Raw genomic sequence first — 15672 nt, 5'->3', positions numbered from 1 at the left:
AATCCGCTAGTCAAATTATAACTAGGTTCATTAGAACAATTTTACATCTTGTTATAATTAGTTCTATCCTGTGTTGTATGGTGACAATACTTATTAGAAACAAATAGTTTATTTTATACTAATAGGTTCAATTACTATAGTTCCTATGATTTGTTGTCAAAAATCTTCCTTAAGGGAAACATTATTACTTTTATAAAAAATAAAGAATCAGTAATGACATTAATACAACTACAATTAGAAGAAACACTTCAAGAAATTTTTCATTGTTAAATTTCATAACTTCAATTGTATATTTTATTTGTATTTGAAGTCAAAAGTACATTGCTAGAAGTGCTTTTTTGTACATAAAAAGTGTCAAATAATACGTTTTAAACAATATATATGCTTTATATTTAGATATTTACTAAATAACTAATCTTTAAAATAAATATATCTTATTTTAAACGTTAAAGGTTTTAATGTAGTCTGTAGGTGTCATTCCGAATTTTTTACGAAAACATTTACTGAAGTATTTAGGATTTTTAAATCCTACTGAATAGCTTATCTGGGAAATTGTAAATTGATCTTGCTCTAAAAGATCCGCTGCTTTTTTCAAGCGAATATGTTGTATGAAGTCTTTTGGAGTATAATTGGTCCAAGCCTTTATCTTTTTAAACAATACTGTTCTACTTACACCTAACTCTTCACAGAATAATGGTATATCAAATTGTTCGTTTGTTATGTTTTTTTCAACGATTTGAAGAGCTTTCTTATATAAGCTTTCATCAATAGACGTCAGTACTAAGTCATCAGCTTGAAGTACTTCGTTTGCATCCATTTTTTGTTTTAAACGAGAAATAGAATTTAATATATTTTTTATTCTTAATTTAAATTCTTTGATATTAAAAGGTTTACTTATATAATCATCCGCCCCACTTTCCAAACCTTCAATCTTATAAATCAATGAAGATCGAGAAGTTAATAAAATTAATGGTATATGGCTTGTTCTTATATCTTCCTTTATTTTAGAACATAATTCTGTACCTGTCATAATAGGCATGATTACATCACTAATAATTAAATTCACCTGTTCCCTTAATGCCACTTTAAAAGCAACATCTCCATTTTCTGCCTCTAAAACCTGATACTCATTTTTTAACAAACTTCGCATAAATTTTCGTAGAGGTTTATTATCTTCAACCAGTAGCACAATAGGTTTTTCTTCAGTATTTAAATTTTCAAAAATATCCTCTTCTATGACTTCTTCTGAAGTGTTTAATTGAGTAATATACTGTTCTATATCATCACTAAACTTAAAATTTTCAATAATATCTGTATCGCGAAGATGTGTTCTCCCTAATAATAATTTAACTTTGAATATGGTGCCTTGTCCATTAATATTATCTTCCACATTAATAGCACCTTTATGTAGGTCTATAATATTTTTAACAATAGACAAGCCAATTCCAGTTCCCTTATTATAATCATTATCTGGCTTTTTGTTAACGCTCAACTCAAAAAAACGTTCGAAGATTTTATCTCTATACTTTTCAGCTATACCAACTCCCGAATCTTCAACTTGAATTATAATATGGTTGTCTTCTTTAAGAACACGAAGAATAATTTTACCATTTTTAGGAGTGTACCTAAATGCATTAGAAATCAAGTTATAAATAACACGTTCCAACTTGTAACGATCATAATAAACTAGAATACTTTCCGATGGACTATAAAACTCATATTGATAATTTCCATCTTTGGCATACTCCGAAAAGGATAAGAAAATTTCTTTTAGAAATTTCACTATATTTCCCTCAGCAGTTTCTAATTTAACCAAATCATTCTCTAATTTTCTAAAATCCATTAACCTATTAATAAGCTGTAATAAATGATTAGAATTACTTTCTATAACTTTAAGTCTTTTATACATTTCGCTAGTTCCCCTATAGTTTTCTAAGATTTGACTTAAAGGGCCTAAAATTAAAGTTAAAGGAGTTCGAAACTCATGAGAAATATTTGTAAAAAATTCGAGTTTAGATTTATTATTATTTTTAGTTTGCTCAGATTCAATTTTTTCTAAAATTAATTGATTACTTAACTTTTGTTTTGATTTTAAAATATTAAGAAGATAGTATAGTATTGAAAAGATTATTATACCATAAAGTAGAAAAGCCCACCAGGTTCTCCATGGTGCAGGTCTTACACTTATTTTTAATTTAGTCGATTCATTATTTATAACACCATCATTATTTATCCCCTTTACCTCAAAAACATAACTACCAGGTTGTTGAATTGTGTATGAAACAGAACTATTTGAAGTTTCAATCCAATCATTTTCCAACCCTTTTAAACGATATATATAATGATTGCTATCTGAATTTATATAATTTGGAATTGAAAAAGATATATTAAAATTACCTTGCTTGTATGATAATTCTATGTCATTCGTAAATGCAATCGTTTTGGTTAGTAAAGATTTATCATGGTTAACACTTACAGATTCATTTTTTATTTTAAAGTCTGTTAAAATTACTTGGGGAGAATAATCATTTTTTAATAATTTTTTTGGGTTAAAACTAATAACACCGGCAGCGCCACCAAAATAAATAGTTGAATTTAATCCAATTAAACTAGCGTTGTTATTAAACTGGTTACTTATCAGTCCATGTTCTCTACCATAACTTTTTATAACATACTCATTTGTAACATCAAAATCTATTATTCCTTGATTCGTAGTTGATATCCATAATTTATCTGAATGACTTTGAACAATACTTCTAATTCCTATAACATTTTCACCATTATCAAGCTGTAAGTCAATGCTTTTAAAATCATTACCAACAAGCTTAAATAACCCGTCTACTTCGGTTCCTACCCATATGATTCCTTTGGCATCCTCAAATATACAAGTGATACCATAGCCAATTTTTAAGTCTTCATCATAAAAATACTGCTTACTATTTCCTTCAGAGTCAAGTATCGATAAACCATTGTATGTCCCAACCCACAAGTTATCTTTTGAATCAATATTTACAGCTTTTACTATGTTATGGACCAACTTACCTTTATCTGTGTCAACGCTAATAATATCATAAGACCTATCTTTAACATTAAACTTAAGCAAGCCTTTTCCTAATGTTCCTATGTATATAAGATCGTCTTTTTGGGATATACTACTAATGCCAACATCTTTAATAAATAACGCTACTTCTTTAGGTAAAATTTCAGTTATAAATTTTTCTTTCTTTAAATCAAATATTGCCAGTCCTCTATTAAATGTTCCTATCCAAAGATTATTATCATCACTACAAAACAGGGCTTTGATATTATCGGTTGGTAACGCAGGGAATTTTTTATTTCTTATATATTTATAGCTATTTGTAATAGTATCTAGAATCGAAATACCTCCTCCCTCAGTACCAAAAAATATGTGATTTTGATATTCAACTATAGAACTAACCGATTTAAAACTTAAACTTGAGTTTCCAGGTCTTTGAGTTATTTTCACAAAATTAATATTCGATTTATCCCAAATATTAATGCCTCCTAAATAGGTTCCTATCCAAATTGATCCATTTCTATCTTTAAATAATGACTTAATGAAATTATCACTTAAAGACTCATCATCATTGATATCATTACCTAAAGAGACTAAACCATTACTTTCATCTGCTATTTGAAGCCCATTATAACTCCCAAGCCATAACTTTCCTTTTGAATCAAATAGTAATTTTCTTATGTTTTTATTTTTTCCTTTTAATACTTCCTCTTTAAAATATGGTTTTACATCATCATTTATAATATCGTATTCTAAAACATGATTTTCTCTCGTTGCTAATAGCAATGTTCGAGAATCATGTTTTATCAAATCCTGCACAAAAAAATTGCTGGTTTTCTGTATTGCTTTAGTTTTGTAACTATCATCACTCGCTTTCTGTATGAGCAACAGGCCATTATTTGTTCCTACAGCTACTACATTCGAGTCAATTTGTTCAATAGAAAATACGTTGATTCCTTTTAGAATTGATTTAAAAGTCTTTGTCTCCTTATCATATATTGAAATACCTGATGCAGTCCCTATCCAAATTTCATCATTCGAAAATTCACTAATTGTCCGAATAGCATTGTGAGATATAGAAGTCTTACTATTTCCAGAGAAGTAAGTTTTAAATGTATTTGTTCTAGGATTATACTTATTTAAACCGATATTAGTTCCCACCCATATGAAACCTTCTTTATCTTCCTCAAGACACAATACATCATTATTACTTAAGGAGGTGGAGTCGTTCTTATCATGTCTATATATGGTGAAATCAGTGCCATTATATTTATTAAGACCATCTCTTGTTCCAATCCATATTTGCCCTAATTGATCTTGAGTTATTGCAATTACAGAATTATGAGATAAACCATCTGAGGTAGAAATTTTATTAAATTTATAAGTATCCCTTTGCCCTACTATAGTCCACGAAATAAAAAAGACAAATAAATAAACTAAGTTATGCATGGAGCCAAAATACAAATTCCTGAAAAATTTAAAGTTAAATTAACAAAAGTGTTATTAACATAAACTTTAATTAACATCATAGTATTTTGAAGTTAAATTAATAGTAGTTACTGTAAAAATGAAATGTTTTTTATTAAATTGATTTCCTGTCAATAAAATTGAAAGGCACTTTTATTCTTCCTGTTTGATTTTCTAAAATCATTTTAGCTGCTGTCTCTCCCATAACTTTAAAATCTGTAGACATTACTGTTATACCTAACAAATCTTTTAAGGGAGTATCATTATAAGAAATAACGCCTATATCTTCACCAAACTGAAGCTCTTGTTCTCTTATTTGATTAATTAAGTTAACAAGATCTGCTTCTTCTATAGTTATGAATAAATCCCCCTTTTTAAAAACCATGTCTTCACAAACTTCGTTCATGATTTCAAAATCCACTTCATTCTCAAGACAAAATCTTCTAAAACCTCTCAATACTCGTCTTGGATAAGGATAAATTGATTTTTCTGGATATATTAAAATTAGTTTTTGATACTTTGATATTTTACTTTTACCTTCAATCAATGCTTCATAAATATCTTTATCAAATTCTTGATATACCGCTCTTATATCTTCCTCTAAAGGGGGGATGATATTATCTAGTATTAATAGTTTATCTTTTGGTATGGTATTTATGGCTTCTAATGTCTTATCTGTAAAACTTGCATGTTGTAAATTCTCCTTTTTAAAATGCGGCATAATCACATAATAATCATATACCATTTTACTATTCTTAATAGTATTTAAAAATAGAAACTCATCGCAATGATAAATAACTAAATCAATTTTAGAATTCAATCCTATCCTATCTAGAAAAGAATTATATATTCTCATTTTATAGGTACTTAACTTATTAACTAGAAATAGAATATTTAACTTACAGCTAGTATCATTTTTTAAAACATAATAACCTCTCCTATGTATTGATTGGATTATATTCCTTTCTTTCAATACATTGTATGCCTTTTCTACAGTATCTCTAGACAAGTAAAAATCTTCACTTATCATATTTATTGAGGGCAACTTTTCATTTAGTTTTATATTTCCATTAGAAATATTTTTAATTATAGAATCAACTATCTGTTGATACATTGGTACTCTAGAATCTTTATTGATTTCTATATAACTTAAGATATCCATAAATATTAAAGTTTTAATTAGTGTAGATGCAATATCACAAATGTGAGGTGATTTATAATACCAATTAGGGTATTCAAAAATACCGATTACCATCATTTTCATAAATTACACTTATTAAAAAATATAATATCTATCTTTTAATCATATAATTTTACGAATTTGACAACCACTAAAGACTATAACAAATACTACTAATCTTGTCAATATCGATAATTGAACTTCAATATAAATAGGATAGATTGTATGTAATTTATCATCCTTTTATTTATGCCAAAAACAATAAAAATGTTAAAGTTTGTTAAAAAGAGAAACATTAGGTGTCAGTAATTTTCCGTGCTTTTCGCAGCCCTTTAAAATCAATAAAACAAACTAAAATGGTTAGTTCCTCTTTCTCCGCAAAGAAAAACCATAACGAAAGTTATGGTTTTTTTGCTTTTACATACTATTTCAATTAAGACTGGTCTAAAATAGCCATTAATCTATAATTGAGATATAATTTCTCTTTACCCACTTTTTCAGAAGTTAAAAAGCCTGCATTTTCCAAATCTTTTAAATAGTTACCTACTGTTTTTGGAGTCCCTAATTTTTCATCAATTAAAAATTGACGTTTGGTATATGGTAATCTAAATAATATTTCTACAAGCTCTTTAGTATAAACTTTTGGTAACTTTTCTTTAATTTCTGTAGCCATATGCTCCATTAGCTCGGTTACTTCTTTTAAACGCTTTAAACCTTTATTTGCAGTAAATTCCACCATTTCTAGCATGTATAGTATCCATGACTCCCAATTATTATTTTCAGTAACCTCACGTAATTTATTATAATAGTCAGCTTTGCTTTTTATTATATACTCACTTAAATAGATAGCAGGTGTATCTAATAGATTCTCTAACTTTAAATACAATAACAATAAAATCCGCCCTGTTCTACCATTACCATCACTGAAAGGGTGTATTGCTTCAAATTGATAATGCATTAGCGCCATTTTTATTAACGGATCTATAGTATTATTCTCATTAATAAAAGTTTCTAAATTGGCTAACTTCTCTCTTATAACAGCCTCTCCTGCTGGTGGTGTGTAAATAGTTTTTCCTTTAGCATTTTTTAAAGCAGTACCAGGAGTCGTTCTAATCCCCGCAGTATTCTTTTTAATATTCTGTACAATATCTATACATAAATTTGTGCTTATAAAAGGGCGTACTTCTATTTCGTGTAAACCATTCCAAAGTGCTTCTTTATAGCTTAACACTTCTTTAGTCGCTGAACTATCAAACCTTTTATCTGCAACTAACGATTTATATAAATCATCATTAGTTGTTATTATGTTTTCTATTTCTGAGCTTGCTTTTGCTTCTAACAAGTGTATGGTGTCTAAAAATAACGTTGGGTTAGGTAAATTAGTCAACATACCATTAAGGTGGGCTAATGCTCTACTAGCAACTATAGTTTTTCGTAAAACTTTAGTTGTTTCTAGCAACTTTTTTGGAGGTAATAGCGGTAAATCATTGTAAGATATGTTTCTATCAAAATTTTCCATCATAACAAGGGTAATAATTACTTACGTTTTGCAAACAAAGGTAAATATAGCTAAAAATTACTCTCGTTTAGATATTCAAGATAAAAATTACTCTCATAATATTCTTATGCTCTCAACACTAATTCACCTCAAACTCAACTAAATCGAAGGCGTACTACATAAGCCCTAGAGGGGTCAGAACACCCCTTATAGCGGTTACGGAAGACCTTATTTGGGTCGTTTTATAGCCAAACACCCCTATTAAGCCACCACATAGCCCTATCTACAACCCCTTTGCCCCCTCTCTTCATGGGGTGTTGCCCACCTCAATACCCCTAAAAGGCCATAGCAAGTGGCAAAAAAGCCTTCTTTTATCGCTTATAAGCATTAATTTAACGGTTAGAACCCATCTTAACACCCCTCTAGGGGGTATTCATAAGGGGGGAAGCCCCCTATTGCCCCCCCTATTTTCCTTTATTTATAATTATGCTTCTCCCTCTTTATTAACTTGTAAGTTAGAATATTCTTGCTCCATCCTTGAAGCTATAGTACTTATTAATAATAATTGTACAGCATGATATAACATTAAAGGCAGTAAAATCATACCTAGTACCGCCATATTTCCGAAGATTATTTTTGAGAAAACTGTTCCATGCACTAAAGATTTTTTAGTCCCACAAAATGTTGCTGTAATTTGATCTTCTCTGGAGAAAGAGAGCTTTTTTGAAATAAAATTTGTTATCATAAACATGAACATAAATAAAGCTAATACTCCTAAAAGAAGAAATGACAGGTCCTTTATAGATATAGTTTTGAAAATATCCCCATTAAAAGATTCAGCAAAACTTTTATATATAATTAATAAAATAATCGACTTATCAAAAAATGTGAGTTTTGCATTATGTTTTTGAGCAAAATCACCCAAAAAGCGCTGTAGTAAAAGTCCTAAGATTACTGGGAGGACTATTTGAATAATTAATTTGGTATAAATTTCTGTAAAATCAAATTCTGTTTGCTGTCCTTGCACAAAAAGTCCCATCCAAAGTGGAGTAATTATAATCCCGATAATACCTGAGATACTAGCATTAAAAATAGCAGCTGGAATATTTCCTTTAGCCATAGAAACCATTACTACAGAAGATGATACTGTAGATGGTAGCGCGGCTAGAAAAAAGAATGCCAACCAAATAGTTTCTTGCTCTTCATTTTTAATTAATGGTTGAAACATTAATACTATTAACGGAAATATTAAAAATGTAGATACTTGAACTAGCAAGTGAAGTTTCCAGTTTTTAAGTCCTGCTTTTAATTTCGTAGGACTTAATTTAAGTCCGTAGAAAAAGAATATTAGCGAAATTCCTATCGCACTTATTGTGTCAATAGGAATTTTACTTTCTTTTGTTCCCCATTCCGGAAAAAAATAGGCTATTATAATAATCCCGATAATAGAGAGAACAAATTTATCTATCTTAATTTTCATCTATAATTTCTTTGTCTTTATTACAAAATGGAATACTAGCGGTAATACTGTAAACGAGTTATTAACGAATATTTAATAGTACCAAAGTTAAAATATAATAAGAACAAAATTAGCAATAATACCGCAGGAACAATTGTCGTTAATCATTTACCATCTCTATTTTCACTATTAAACTCACTAATCCTTGTCCTTTATCAACCTTTGAAAGTTTAACATTTCATGTTTTTATTCACATTAAATTAACAAGGTTTTTAATTTTATTTAGTAGGTTTGCTTCTTATGAATAATGGTTATCTAAAAAATAGTATCACCTTTATATTTCTAGCCCTTTTTCTTTCTGCAAAAATGGTTGGATTACATGCGCTTACACATGCGGATGATAAAGATCATGCTATACACTGTACTATATGTGATCATGCCATTGCTCATGAATTAACTCCTGTTATAGCATCAGACTTTCAGGAAGTAAAAATTGTAAATCCACATTTTTTCGTTGAAAACGATATTATTAATCATTATGATTTTTACAATTGTGGTACCATTACTACCGATCAGCTTTTTTCACGCCCCCCTCCTTTTTTATTATAAGTAATCCTATACATTTTAAGAAACAATCAAAACAGCTTTAATTTCATTTATGGTTGCTATTTTGCGTAGACACCTTTTAATATTGTAAATTAAAACTCCTTTAATTATATCTCGTTTAATTAAGTTATATAACTATGACTTAGTGATACTAGCTAGGCTATAAAGGCACGATACGCTGTATAATTCTATGTATAGGTTTTGCAATGGTTCTGCACTTAGAACAATCATTCAAATCTTATAATATTCAATATGATAATCTCTAAAATACTGAGCTTATGGCTATGCTTTGCCATATGCTCTACAGTATTTGCACAGGAATCTTACACCGTTAAGGGATCTGTGTTGAATGCTAACACATTAAATCCTATAGAGGGAGCAACTATAGTTGGTGAAGGTTTTCAGGCTATATCTTCATCAACAGGCCAATTTATAATTAATAATCTTTCTCAAGGAACACATACATTATATGTTTCTCATGTCGGATTTAAGCCTAAAGAGCTTACCCTCCATGTAATAGAAGATATGCAAACGCCTGTAATTACTTTAAATATAGCTACTACTAATCTTGATGAAATTGAGGTACATGGCAAATCTAAAAATAGAAAACTCCAAGAAACTCCTACAGTTTCTTACGAGATAGATGAGGAGTTTTTAAAACAGAATAGGGAAAACAGCTTAATGCAAACACTAGATAAGCTACCTGGTGTGAGTACCATTAATATAGGATCTGGACAATCTAAACCCGTAATACGCGGACTTGGATTTAACCGAGTTTCTGTAGTACAAAATGGAATTAAACATGAAGCACAACAATGGGGAGGCGATCATGGATTAGAAATTGATCAATACGGACTTGAAGCTATTCAAATAATTAAAGGACCTGCATCTCTGTTATATGGTTCTGATGCTATTGCTGGTGTAGTAAATATAAAACCCTCCGCAATACCAATAAAAAATTCTTTTAAAGGGGACGTTAACCTTTTAGGAGAAAGTAACAATGACTTATTTGGAATTTCAGCAGGAATACAGACTAGAAATGATAAATGGTTTTATAATGGGCGAATAACATACCGTGATTATGGAGATTATAAAGTCCCTACGGATGAGATTAATTATGAAAACTACATCTTTGAATTGCATAAAGATAATTTAAGAAACACTGCGGGGAAAGAGGCAAATGCAAGCTTTAGTGTAGGTTTTATTACAGATAACCTTAAAACGGTTACTTATATAAGCAATGTAAATGCTAAAAATGGCTTTTTTGCCAATGCCCATGGTTTGGAAGTTAGAACATCAAACATTGATTATGATAGTTCTAATCGAGATATCGATTTGCCTTTTCATACAGTTAATCATTTTAAGTTAACCAACAACACCACAGTTTTTAAGGGAAACCATCAGCTCAATTTTGATATTGGTTATCAGAACAATTACAGAGAAGAACACTCAGAGCCAGTTCCCCATGGATATATGCCTAAACCTAATGATAGTAAGGAAAGGTTATTTAATAAAAATACGTTTACCCTAAATGCTAGAGATCAATTTAAACTAGGAGAAAATCATGAGATTGTTGCTGGTATAAATGGAGAATTTCAGGATAATAGCATTGGAGGATGGGGGTTTTTAATTCCTGCCTACCAACGATATACCGCAAGCTTGTTTGCATATGATCAATTTGAAATTGATTCAGATTTGCATTTGCAAGCAGGAGTACGGTATGATTACGGGGTTATTAACACAGAATCATATTTTGACTGGTATCCTTCTACAATTAACAATTCTGATGGCTCTACCTCTTATGTGTATTTACAAAGAGCACAGGATAAAACTTTAAACTTTGGAAATTTTAGCGGTTCTCTTGGATTGAGTTACATCAACAATAACACATCTTATAAAGTTAACCTAGGTAAAAGTTTTAGAATGCCTTTAGCAAATGAATTAGCTTCGGATGGAGTTAACTATCATATGTATCGGTATGAAAAAGGAAACTTAGATTTAGATGCTGAAGAATCTTATCAGTTAGATCTAGAAATTACCCATACTCAAGATGAGTTTTCAGTAGGAATAAGTCCATTTGCCAATTTTTTTGACAATTACATTTATCTAAATCCAACTTCCAATTATTATGAAACCTTACAAATTTATGAATATACACAAAGTAAGGTTTTTAGAATAGGAGGAGAAATTCAAGCAAGCACTAGATTGTTTAAGAATATACAACTAGATGCTGCCGCAGAATATGTGTATTCAAGACAAACAAGTGGTCCAAAAAAGGACTTTACATTACCTTTTTCGCCACCGCTATCTGGACTTTTTACGGCTAGTTATCAGTTTAAAAAATTACTTTTTCTCAGAAACCCACAAATCGTTGCAAATTATAGGGTTACTGCAGATCAAAATGAAATTGTTCCGCCAGAAGAACCTACTGATGGATATCAAGTTTTAAATATGTCATTGCTCACAGAAATCAATGTACTAAAAAACAAACTTCCACTTGATATGAGAATAAAAGTTAACAATATTTTCAATAAGAAATATTTCAATCACACTAGTTTCTATAGACTTATAGAAGTCCCGGAGGCTGGAAGAAATATATCTCTATCCCTAACGCAAACATTCAATTAATATTAATAATTAAACACAATCATTATGAATTTCAATTCTAAATTTTTAGCAGTCGTCGCATTTTCAGGAATCCTATTAACTTCCTGTAGTAGTGATGATGACAACAACATTAGCGTAGAGGCTCCTGAAATTTCCAACTTTGAATACGGAGAAGGAAGCTCACATTCTACGGATCAAGTAGCTTACAAAGGCTCCGACATACACCTGGAAGCAGAAATTAATGCTCCTGCCGTAGTAAGTAGTATTGATGTGTCAATCCACGGACACGATTTAACTCCTGAAGAAGGAGAAGTTGATTGGGATTTTGAGAAAGTTTATACAGATGAAAAATATCTGGTAATCAATCCTACATTTCATGAACATATCGATATTCCGAGTGATATTCCTGCTGGAGAATACCATGTGGTTCTTACGGTAAATGATGAACTTGGAAACAGTACTGAAGTAGAAGGGCATGTGCAAATATTAGATGCCATTGTATTAAGTAATTCCTCTATTGATGCTACTGCGGTTAGAGGTAGCGACTTCCATGCCGAATTTATGATTAATGCTGTTAATGGAGTTCATAACATTACCGTAGATATCCATGCCCATGGCATAACTCCAGGAGCTGGAGAGGCAGAATGGCATTATGAAGAAACTTTTGAAGAAGGATATCATGAATTATCAGAAGTAGAATTTCATGAGCATATAGATATTCCAGCTACTGCACCAGCTGGAGAATATCATATGGTTTTTAAAGTTGAAGACGAAGAAGGAAATATTAAAGAATACAGTTCTCACATTGATGTAACTGTTGAATAATATAAACAAATGAAATACAACTCTCTCAGGTTACTCTTGAGAGAGTTGTATTAAAACAGCTTTAACTCTATTGAAGCACCGATCGAAGAATTATAGCTTCTATAAAAGATTTAATTACTTAAATTTTCACAAATGAAATTAATTATAAAACATTTATTCCTTTTTTCATTGCTCACATTAGTCATTTCATGTACTAGTGATGATAGTATAGATAAAGATGAAGAAAAACCTTCTATCACAATTAATTATACAGAAGGATTTCCTAAAGCTTGTACGGAACTTGTAAAAGGAGAGACATACAACTTTAGAGCTAAAGTAACAGACAACATGGCGCTAGCCACTTATAGCATAGATATTCATCATAATTTTGATCATCATACACATGACGATCAAAGCGAAGAATGTGTATTAGAGTCTATTAAAGTAGCTGTAAACCCATTAATTTTTATGGAGAATTACACTATTGAAGATGCTCCGACAAATTATGAAATTAATGTTCCTATAACAATCCCAAATGATATAGATACTGGGGATTACCACTGTTCCTATTCCGTAACAGATGAAACAGGTTGGCAAAGTAGAACATCAATAGACATTAAAATAATTGACTAAAATTAGTCTGTTAACTAGTATAATTAGAGGTTAATTTTTTATGTATGATTCAGTGTCGGGTTTTGGAGTCTGGCACTGTTCCTAATTTAAAAGTATTTAACTTTATTACTATAGGATTACATAATAATTCAGTAACCAAAAAAATGCACACTCAAATACGGAAAACCGCAATTAAGTGTGCATTATATTATCTATTTATAAAGCTTATTAGCTGTTCTGAATAGCTAAAAGAAAATGTCAGAAACTAACTTCTTCCTTTTAGGCGTTTTTCTATTTTCTGCTTTTTAAGCGTGAGTCTTTTCATGAGATCCATCAATTCTTCATCCTTGGTCTCTTTATAGACTTCATTTATCCTTAAAATCAAATCTTTAGCTTTCCTAGAGGCTTCTACTCTATCGCTAGTTGACATATTAGCCATCTTTTCATTCTCAAAAGACTCTGCTTCCTTTACTAAATCCATACTAATTATCCTTTCCCTTTATACTTACTTATATTCCGAATACAGTGTTTATAACTCGTTGAAACTTTAAGGTTTCCTATATTAAATAAACGAAATTAACTCCTAAGAAAAAAATCAGTAGCAATAAATACTACGCTTCACAACTGGTACATTCTTTTCGCTGCTTGAATTTTTGAGCTGCATTCATACTATGCTGGTAGTATAAAGATTTTAATCCAAGTTTCCATGCAGTTATATGAATATTATTAATTTCTTTTACAGGCATTTCTGGGTGTATAATAATATTTAATGACTGCCCTTGATCGATAAATGGTTGTCTTGCTGCTGCTTGATATATAATATCCATCTGATCAATTTCAGAATAGGTCTTAAAAACCGACTTTTCATGATCTGTTAAAAAATCTAAATGCTGAACAGAACCGTCCATATCTCTTATACTTCTCCAAGTTTCCAGTGTATTTTGTCCCTTTTCTTCCAGCAACTCCTCTAAATATGGATTCTTTATAGTTGTTTTTATTTTGGCGATATCTTTCACATAAATATTAGACCAAATTGGCTCAATTCCCTGTGATACTTGTCCCAAAATGAATGCTGATGAAGTGGTTGGCGCTATAGCATTTAATGTAGCGTTTCTTCTACCGTACCCCTTTAATACTTTAGGTTCTCCAAATAGTTTAGCTAATTCTGCTGAAGCTTTATAAGATCTATCTTGTATTGTTTGAAAAATCTCATGATTTAGATTAAAAGCATCTTGACTTTCAAAAGATAATCTCTTAGACTGTAATAATGAATGCCATCCTAGAACTCCTAATCCTAAAGCACGATTTTCTTTTGCAAAATTATAAGCACGCTCCATAAATAAGAAAGTCTGACGGTCATCTCTATTTTCTGAATCTCGATATGTTTCTAATTTTTCTAAAAACTCCGTTATCACCGCATCAAGAAAATATATCATCGTTTCTACGGCATCAGTATCTTTCCATTTGTCATAATGCAAAACATTTAAACTTGAAAGAACACATACAAAAGACCAATCTTCATTAGAAGGCAGCATGATTTCAGTACATAAATTACTTGCTAGAATACGATGCGATTTATCTTTATAAACATCCACACTCCCATCGTTAGCATTGTCTGTAAAGAACACATATGGATACCCCATTTCCCCACGACTCTGAAGTACCTTTGCCCAAATAGTTCTTTTATCTACATCGCCTTCGATCATTTCTTCCATCCATTTACTCGTAACAGTAACCCCGTGTGTTAACTGCTGAATAGGATTTCCTTCAGAACCAATTTCCAAAAACTCTTTTATATCTGGGTGTTCTACAGGTAAATAAGGAGAGAACCTACCACGACGCACTGAACCTTGACTAACCACATCGACCATGGATTCGAATAATTGCATTATATGCACAGCTCCAGAAGCTTCACCGTTATTCTTAACAGTAGCACCTCTATGACGAAGGTTCCCAAAATACCCAGAAGTACCACCCCCAAGTTTGGACATCATTCCAACCTCTGATTGTGTATATAGAATGTTCCCCATATCATCATCCAAATGAGATCCGAAACAACTAATTGGCAATCCACGTTCTTTTCCAAAGTTTGACCATACTGGAGACGCCAAAGAAAAGAAACCTTGAGACATATACTTGTAAAACTTATCGCTATAACCAGGGATTTCTAAAATAGCTTCTGCTCTATCTGCAATTTCACGGATACGCCCCTTTGGAGTAACATCTTTAGTAAGATATCCAGATGCTAAGAACTGCTGACTGTATTCATTTAACCATTGGAAATCATCAACTTCTTTGCCAGCTGCATTAGCTTCTAGAAATTGTTTACGAGCATTTATTAATTGTTGCGTATTGGTATCTTTTTGCTGTACCTCTTGTTCTTTTAATTCTCTATTTTCCAT

10 protein-coding genes are annotated in these 15672 nt (G+C 30.8%); 4 read left to right on the top strand and 6 right to left on the bottom strand.

All coding sequences use genetic code 11. The features are described from left to right. Nucleotides 1-439: 439 nt before the first annotated feature. From ACN0TY_RS08430 to ACN0TY_RS08415, 4 genes are all read right to left on the bottom strand, one after another. Nucleotides 440-4486 (bottom strand): two-component regulator propeller domain-containing protein, encoded by a 4047-nt coding sequence (locus ACN0TY_RS08430; protein ID WP_417444125.1) that lies wholly within the window; start codon nucleotides 4484-4486, stop codon nucleotides 440-442. Nucleotides 4487-4619: 133 nt separating this feature from the next. Continuing rightward, nucleotides 4620-5666 (bottom strand): GntR family transcriptional regulator, encoded by a 1047-nt coding sequence (locus ACN0TY_RS08425; RefSeq protein WP_417444191.1) that lies wholly within the window; start codon nucleotides 5664-5666, stop codon nucleotides 4620-4622. 451 nt (nucleotides 5667-6117) lie between these two features. Then, the gene (locus ACN0TY_RS08420; RefSeq protein WP_417444124.1) at nucleotides 6118-7206 is read right to left on the bottom strand and encodes a Fic family protein; all 1089 of its coding nucleotides are present in this window, start codon (nucleotides 7204-7206) and stop codon (nucleotides 6118-6120) included. Nucleotides 7207-7666: 460 nt separating this feature from the next. After that, nucleotides 7667-8662 carry a bile acid:sodium symporter family protein gene (locus ACN0TY_RS08415; protein ID WP_417444123.1) on the bottom strand — a complete coding sequence of 332 codons (996 nt, stop codon included), beginning with the start codon at nucleotides 8660-8662 and terminating at the stop codon, nucleotides 7667-7669. A 270-nt stretch (nucleotides 8663-8932) separates the two neighbouring features. Between ACN0TY_RS08415 and ACN0TY_RS08410 the strand changes: the two genes are divergently transcribed. The 4 genes from ACN0TY_RS08410 to ACN0TY_RS08395 all read left to right on the top strand — a co-directional run bounded on the left by ACN0TY_RS08410 (nucleotide 8933) and on the right by ACN0TY_RS08395 (nucleotide 13291). Continuing rightward, entirely contained in the window at nucleotides 8933-9250 is a 318-nt protein-coding gene (locus tag ACN0TY_RS08410) for a hypothetical protein (protein WP_417444122.1), read from the top strand. Between the two features lie 249 nt (nucleotides 9251-9499). Then, nucleotides 9500-11875: a TonB-dependent receptor gene (locus ACN0TY_RS08405; protein WP_417444121.1), complete on the top strand. Its 2376-nt coding sequence runs from the start codon at nucleotides 9500-9502 to the stop codon at nucleotides 11873-11875. Between the two features lie 24 nt (nucleotides 11876-11899). Beyond that, the gene (locus ACN0TY_RS08400; RefSeq protein WP_417444120.1) at nucleotides 11900-12679 is read left to right on the top strand and encodes a DUF4625 domain-containing protein; all 780 of its coding nucleotides are present in this window, start codon (nucleotides 11900-11902) and stop codon (nucleotides 12677-12679) included. Between the two features lie 132 nt (nucleotides 12680-12811). Continuing rightward, nucleotides 12812-13291, top strand: coding sequence for a DUF4625 domain-containing protein (locus tag ACN0TY_RS08395; RefSeq protein WP_417444119.1), 480 nt, complete (start codon nucleotides 12812-12814; stop codon nucleotides 13289-13291). A gap of 244 nt (nucleotides 13292-13535) precedes the next feature. Here the strand turns inward: ACN0TY_RS08395 and ACN0TY_RS08390 are convergent, their stop codons facing one another. Beyond that, nucleotides 13536-13751: a hypothetical protein gene (locus ACN0TY_RS08390; RefSeq protein WP_417444118.1), complete on the bottom strand. Its 216-nt coding sequence runs from the start codon at nucleotides 13749-13751 to the stop codon at nucleotides 13536-13538. A gap of 130 nt (nucleotides 13752-13881) precedes the next feature. Then, entirely contained in the window at nucleotides 13882-15672 is a 1791-nt protein-coding gene (locus tag ACN0TY_RS08385) for a ribonucleoside-diphosphate reductase subunit alpha (protein ID WP_236959639.1), read from the bottom strand.

It is taken from the genome of Joostella sp. (assembly GCF_048266025.1).
Lineage (GTDB): Bacteria > Bacteroidota > Bacteroidia > Flavobacteriales > Flavobacteriaceae > Galbibacter > Galbibacter atrarenae.
The sequence above is the reverse complement of the archived record's forward strand: the minus strand, read 5'-3'. Positions and strand labels throughout refer to the sequence as shown.

Coding starts and splice junctions, on each gene's coding strand:
- ACN0TY_RS08430 (WP_417444125.1), bottom strand. CDS start 4,486: ATGCATAACTTAGTTTATTTATTTGTCTTTTTTATTTCGTGGACTATA.
- ACN0TY_RS08425 (WP_417444191.1), bottom strand. CDS start 5,666: ATGGATATCTTAAGTTATATAGAAATCAATAAAGATTCTAGAGTACCA.
- ACN0TY_RS08420 (WP_417444124.1), bottom strand. CDS start 7,206: ATGATGGAAAATTTTGATAGAAACATATCTTACAATGATTTACCGCTA.
- ACN0TY_RS08415 (WP_417444123.1), bottom strand. CDS start 8,662: ATGAAAATTAAGATAGATAAATTTGTTCTCTCTATTATCGGGATTATT.
- ACN0TY_RS08405 (WP_417444121.1), top strand. CDS start 9,500: ATGATAATCTCTAAAATACTGAGCTTATGGCTATGCTTTGCCATATGC.
- ACN0TY_RS08400 (WP_417444120.1), top strand. CDS start 11,900: ATGAATTTCAATTCTAAATTTTTAGCAGTCGTCGCATTTTCAGGAATC.
- ACN0TY_RS08395 (WP_417444119.1), top strand. CDS start 12,812: ATGAAATTAATTATAAAACATTTATTCCTTTTTTCATTGCTCACATTA.
- ACN0TY_RS08390 (WP_417444118.1), bottom strand. CDS start 13,751: ATGGATTTAGTAAAGGAAGCAGAGTCTTTTGAGAATGAAAAGATGGCT.
- ACN0TY_RS08385 (WP_236959639.1), bottom strand. CDS start 15,672: ATGGAAAATAGAGAATTAAAAGAACAAGAGGTACAGCAAAAAGATACC.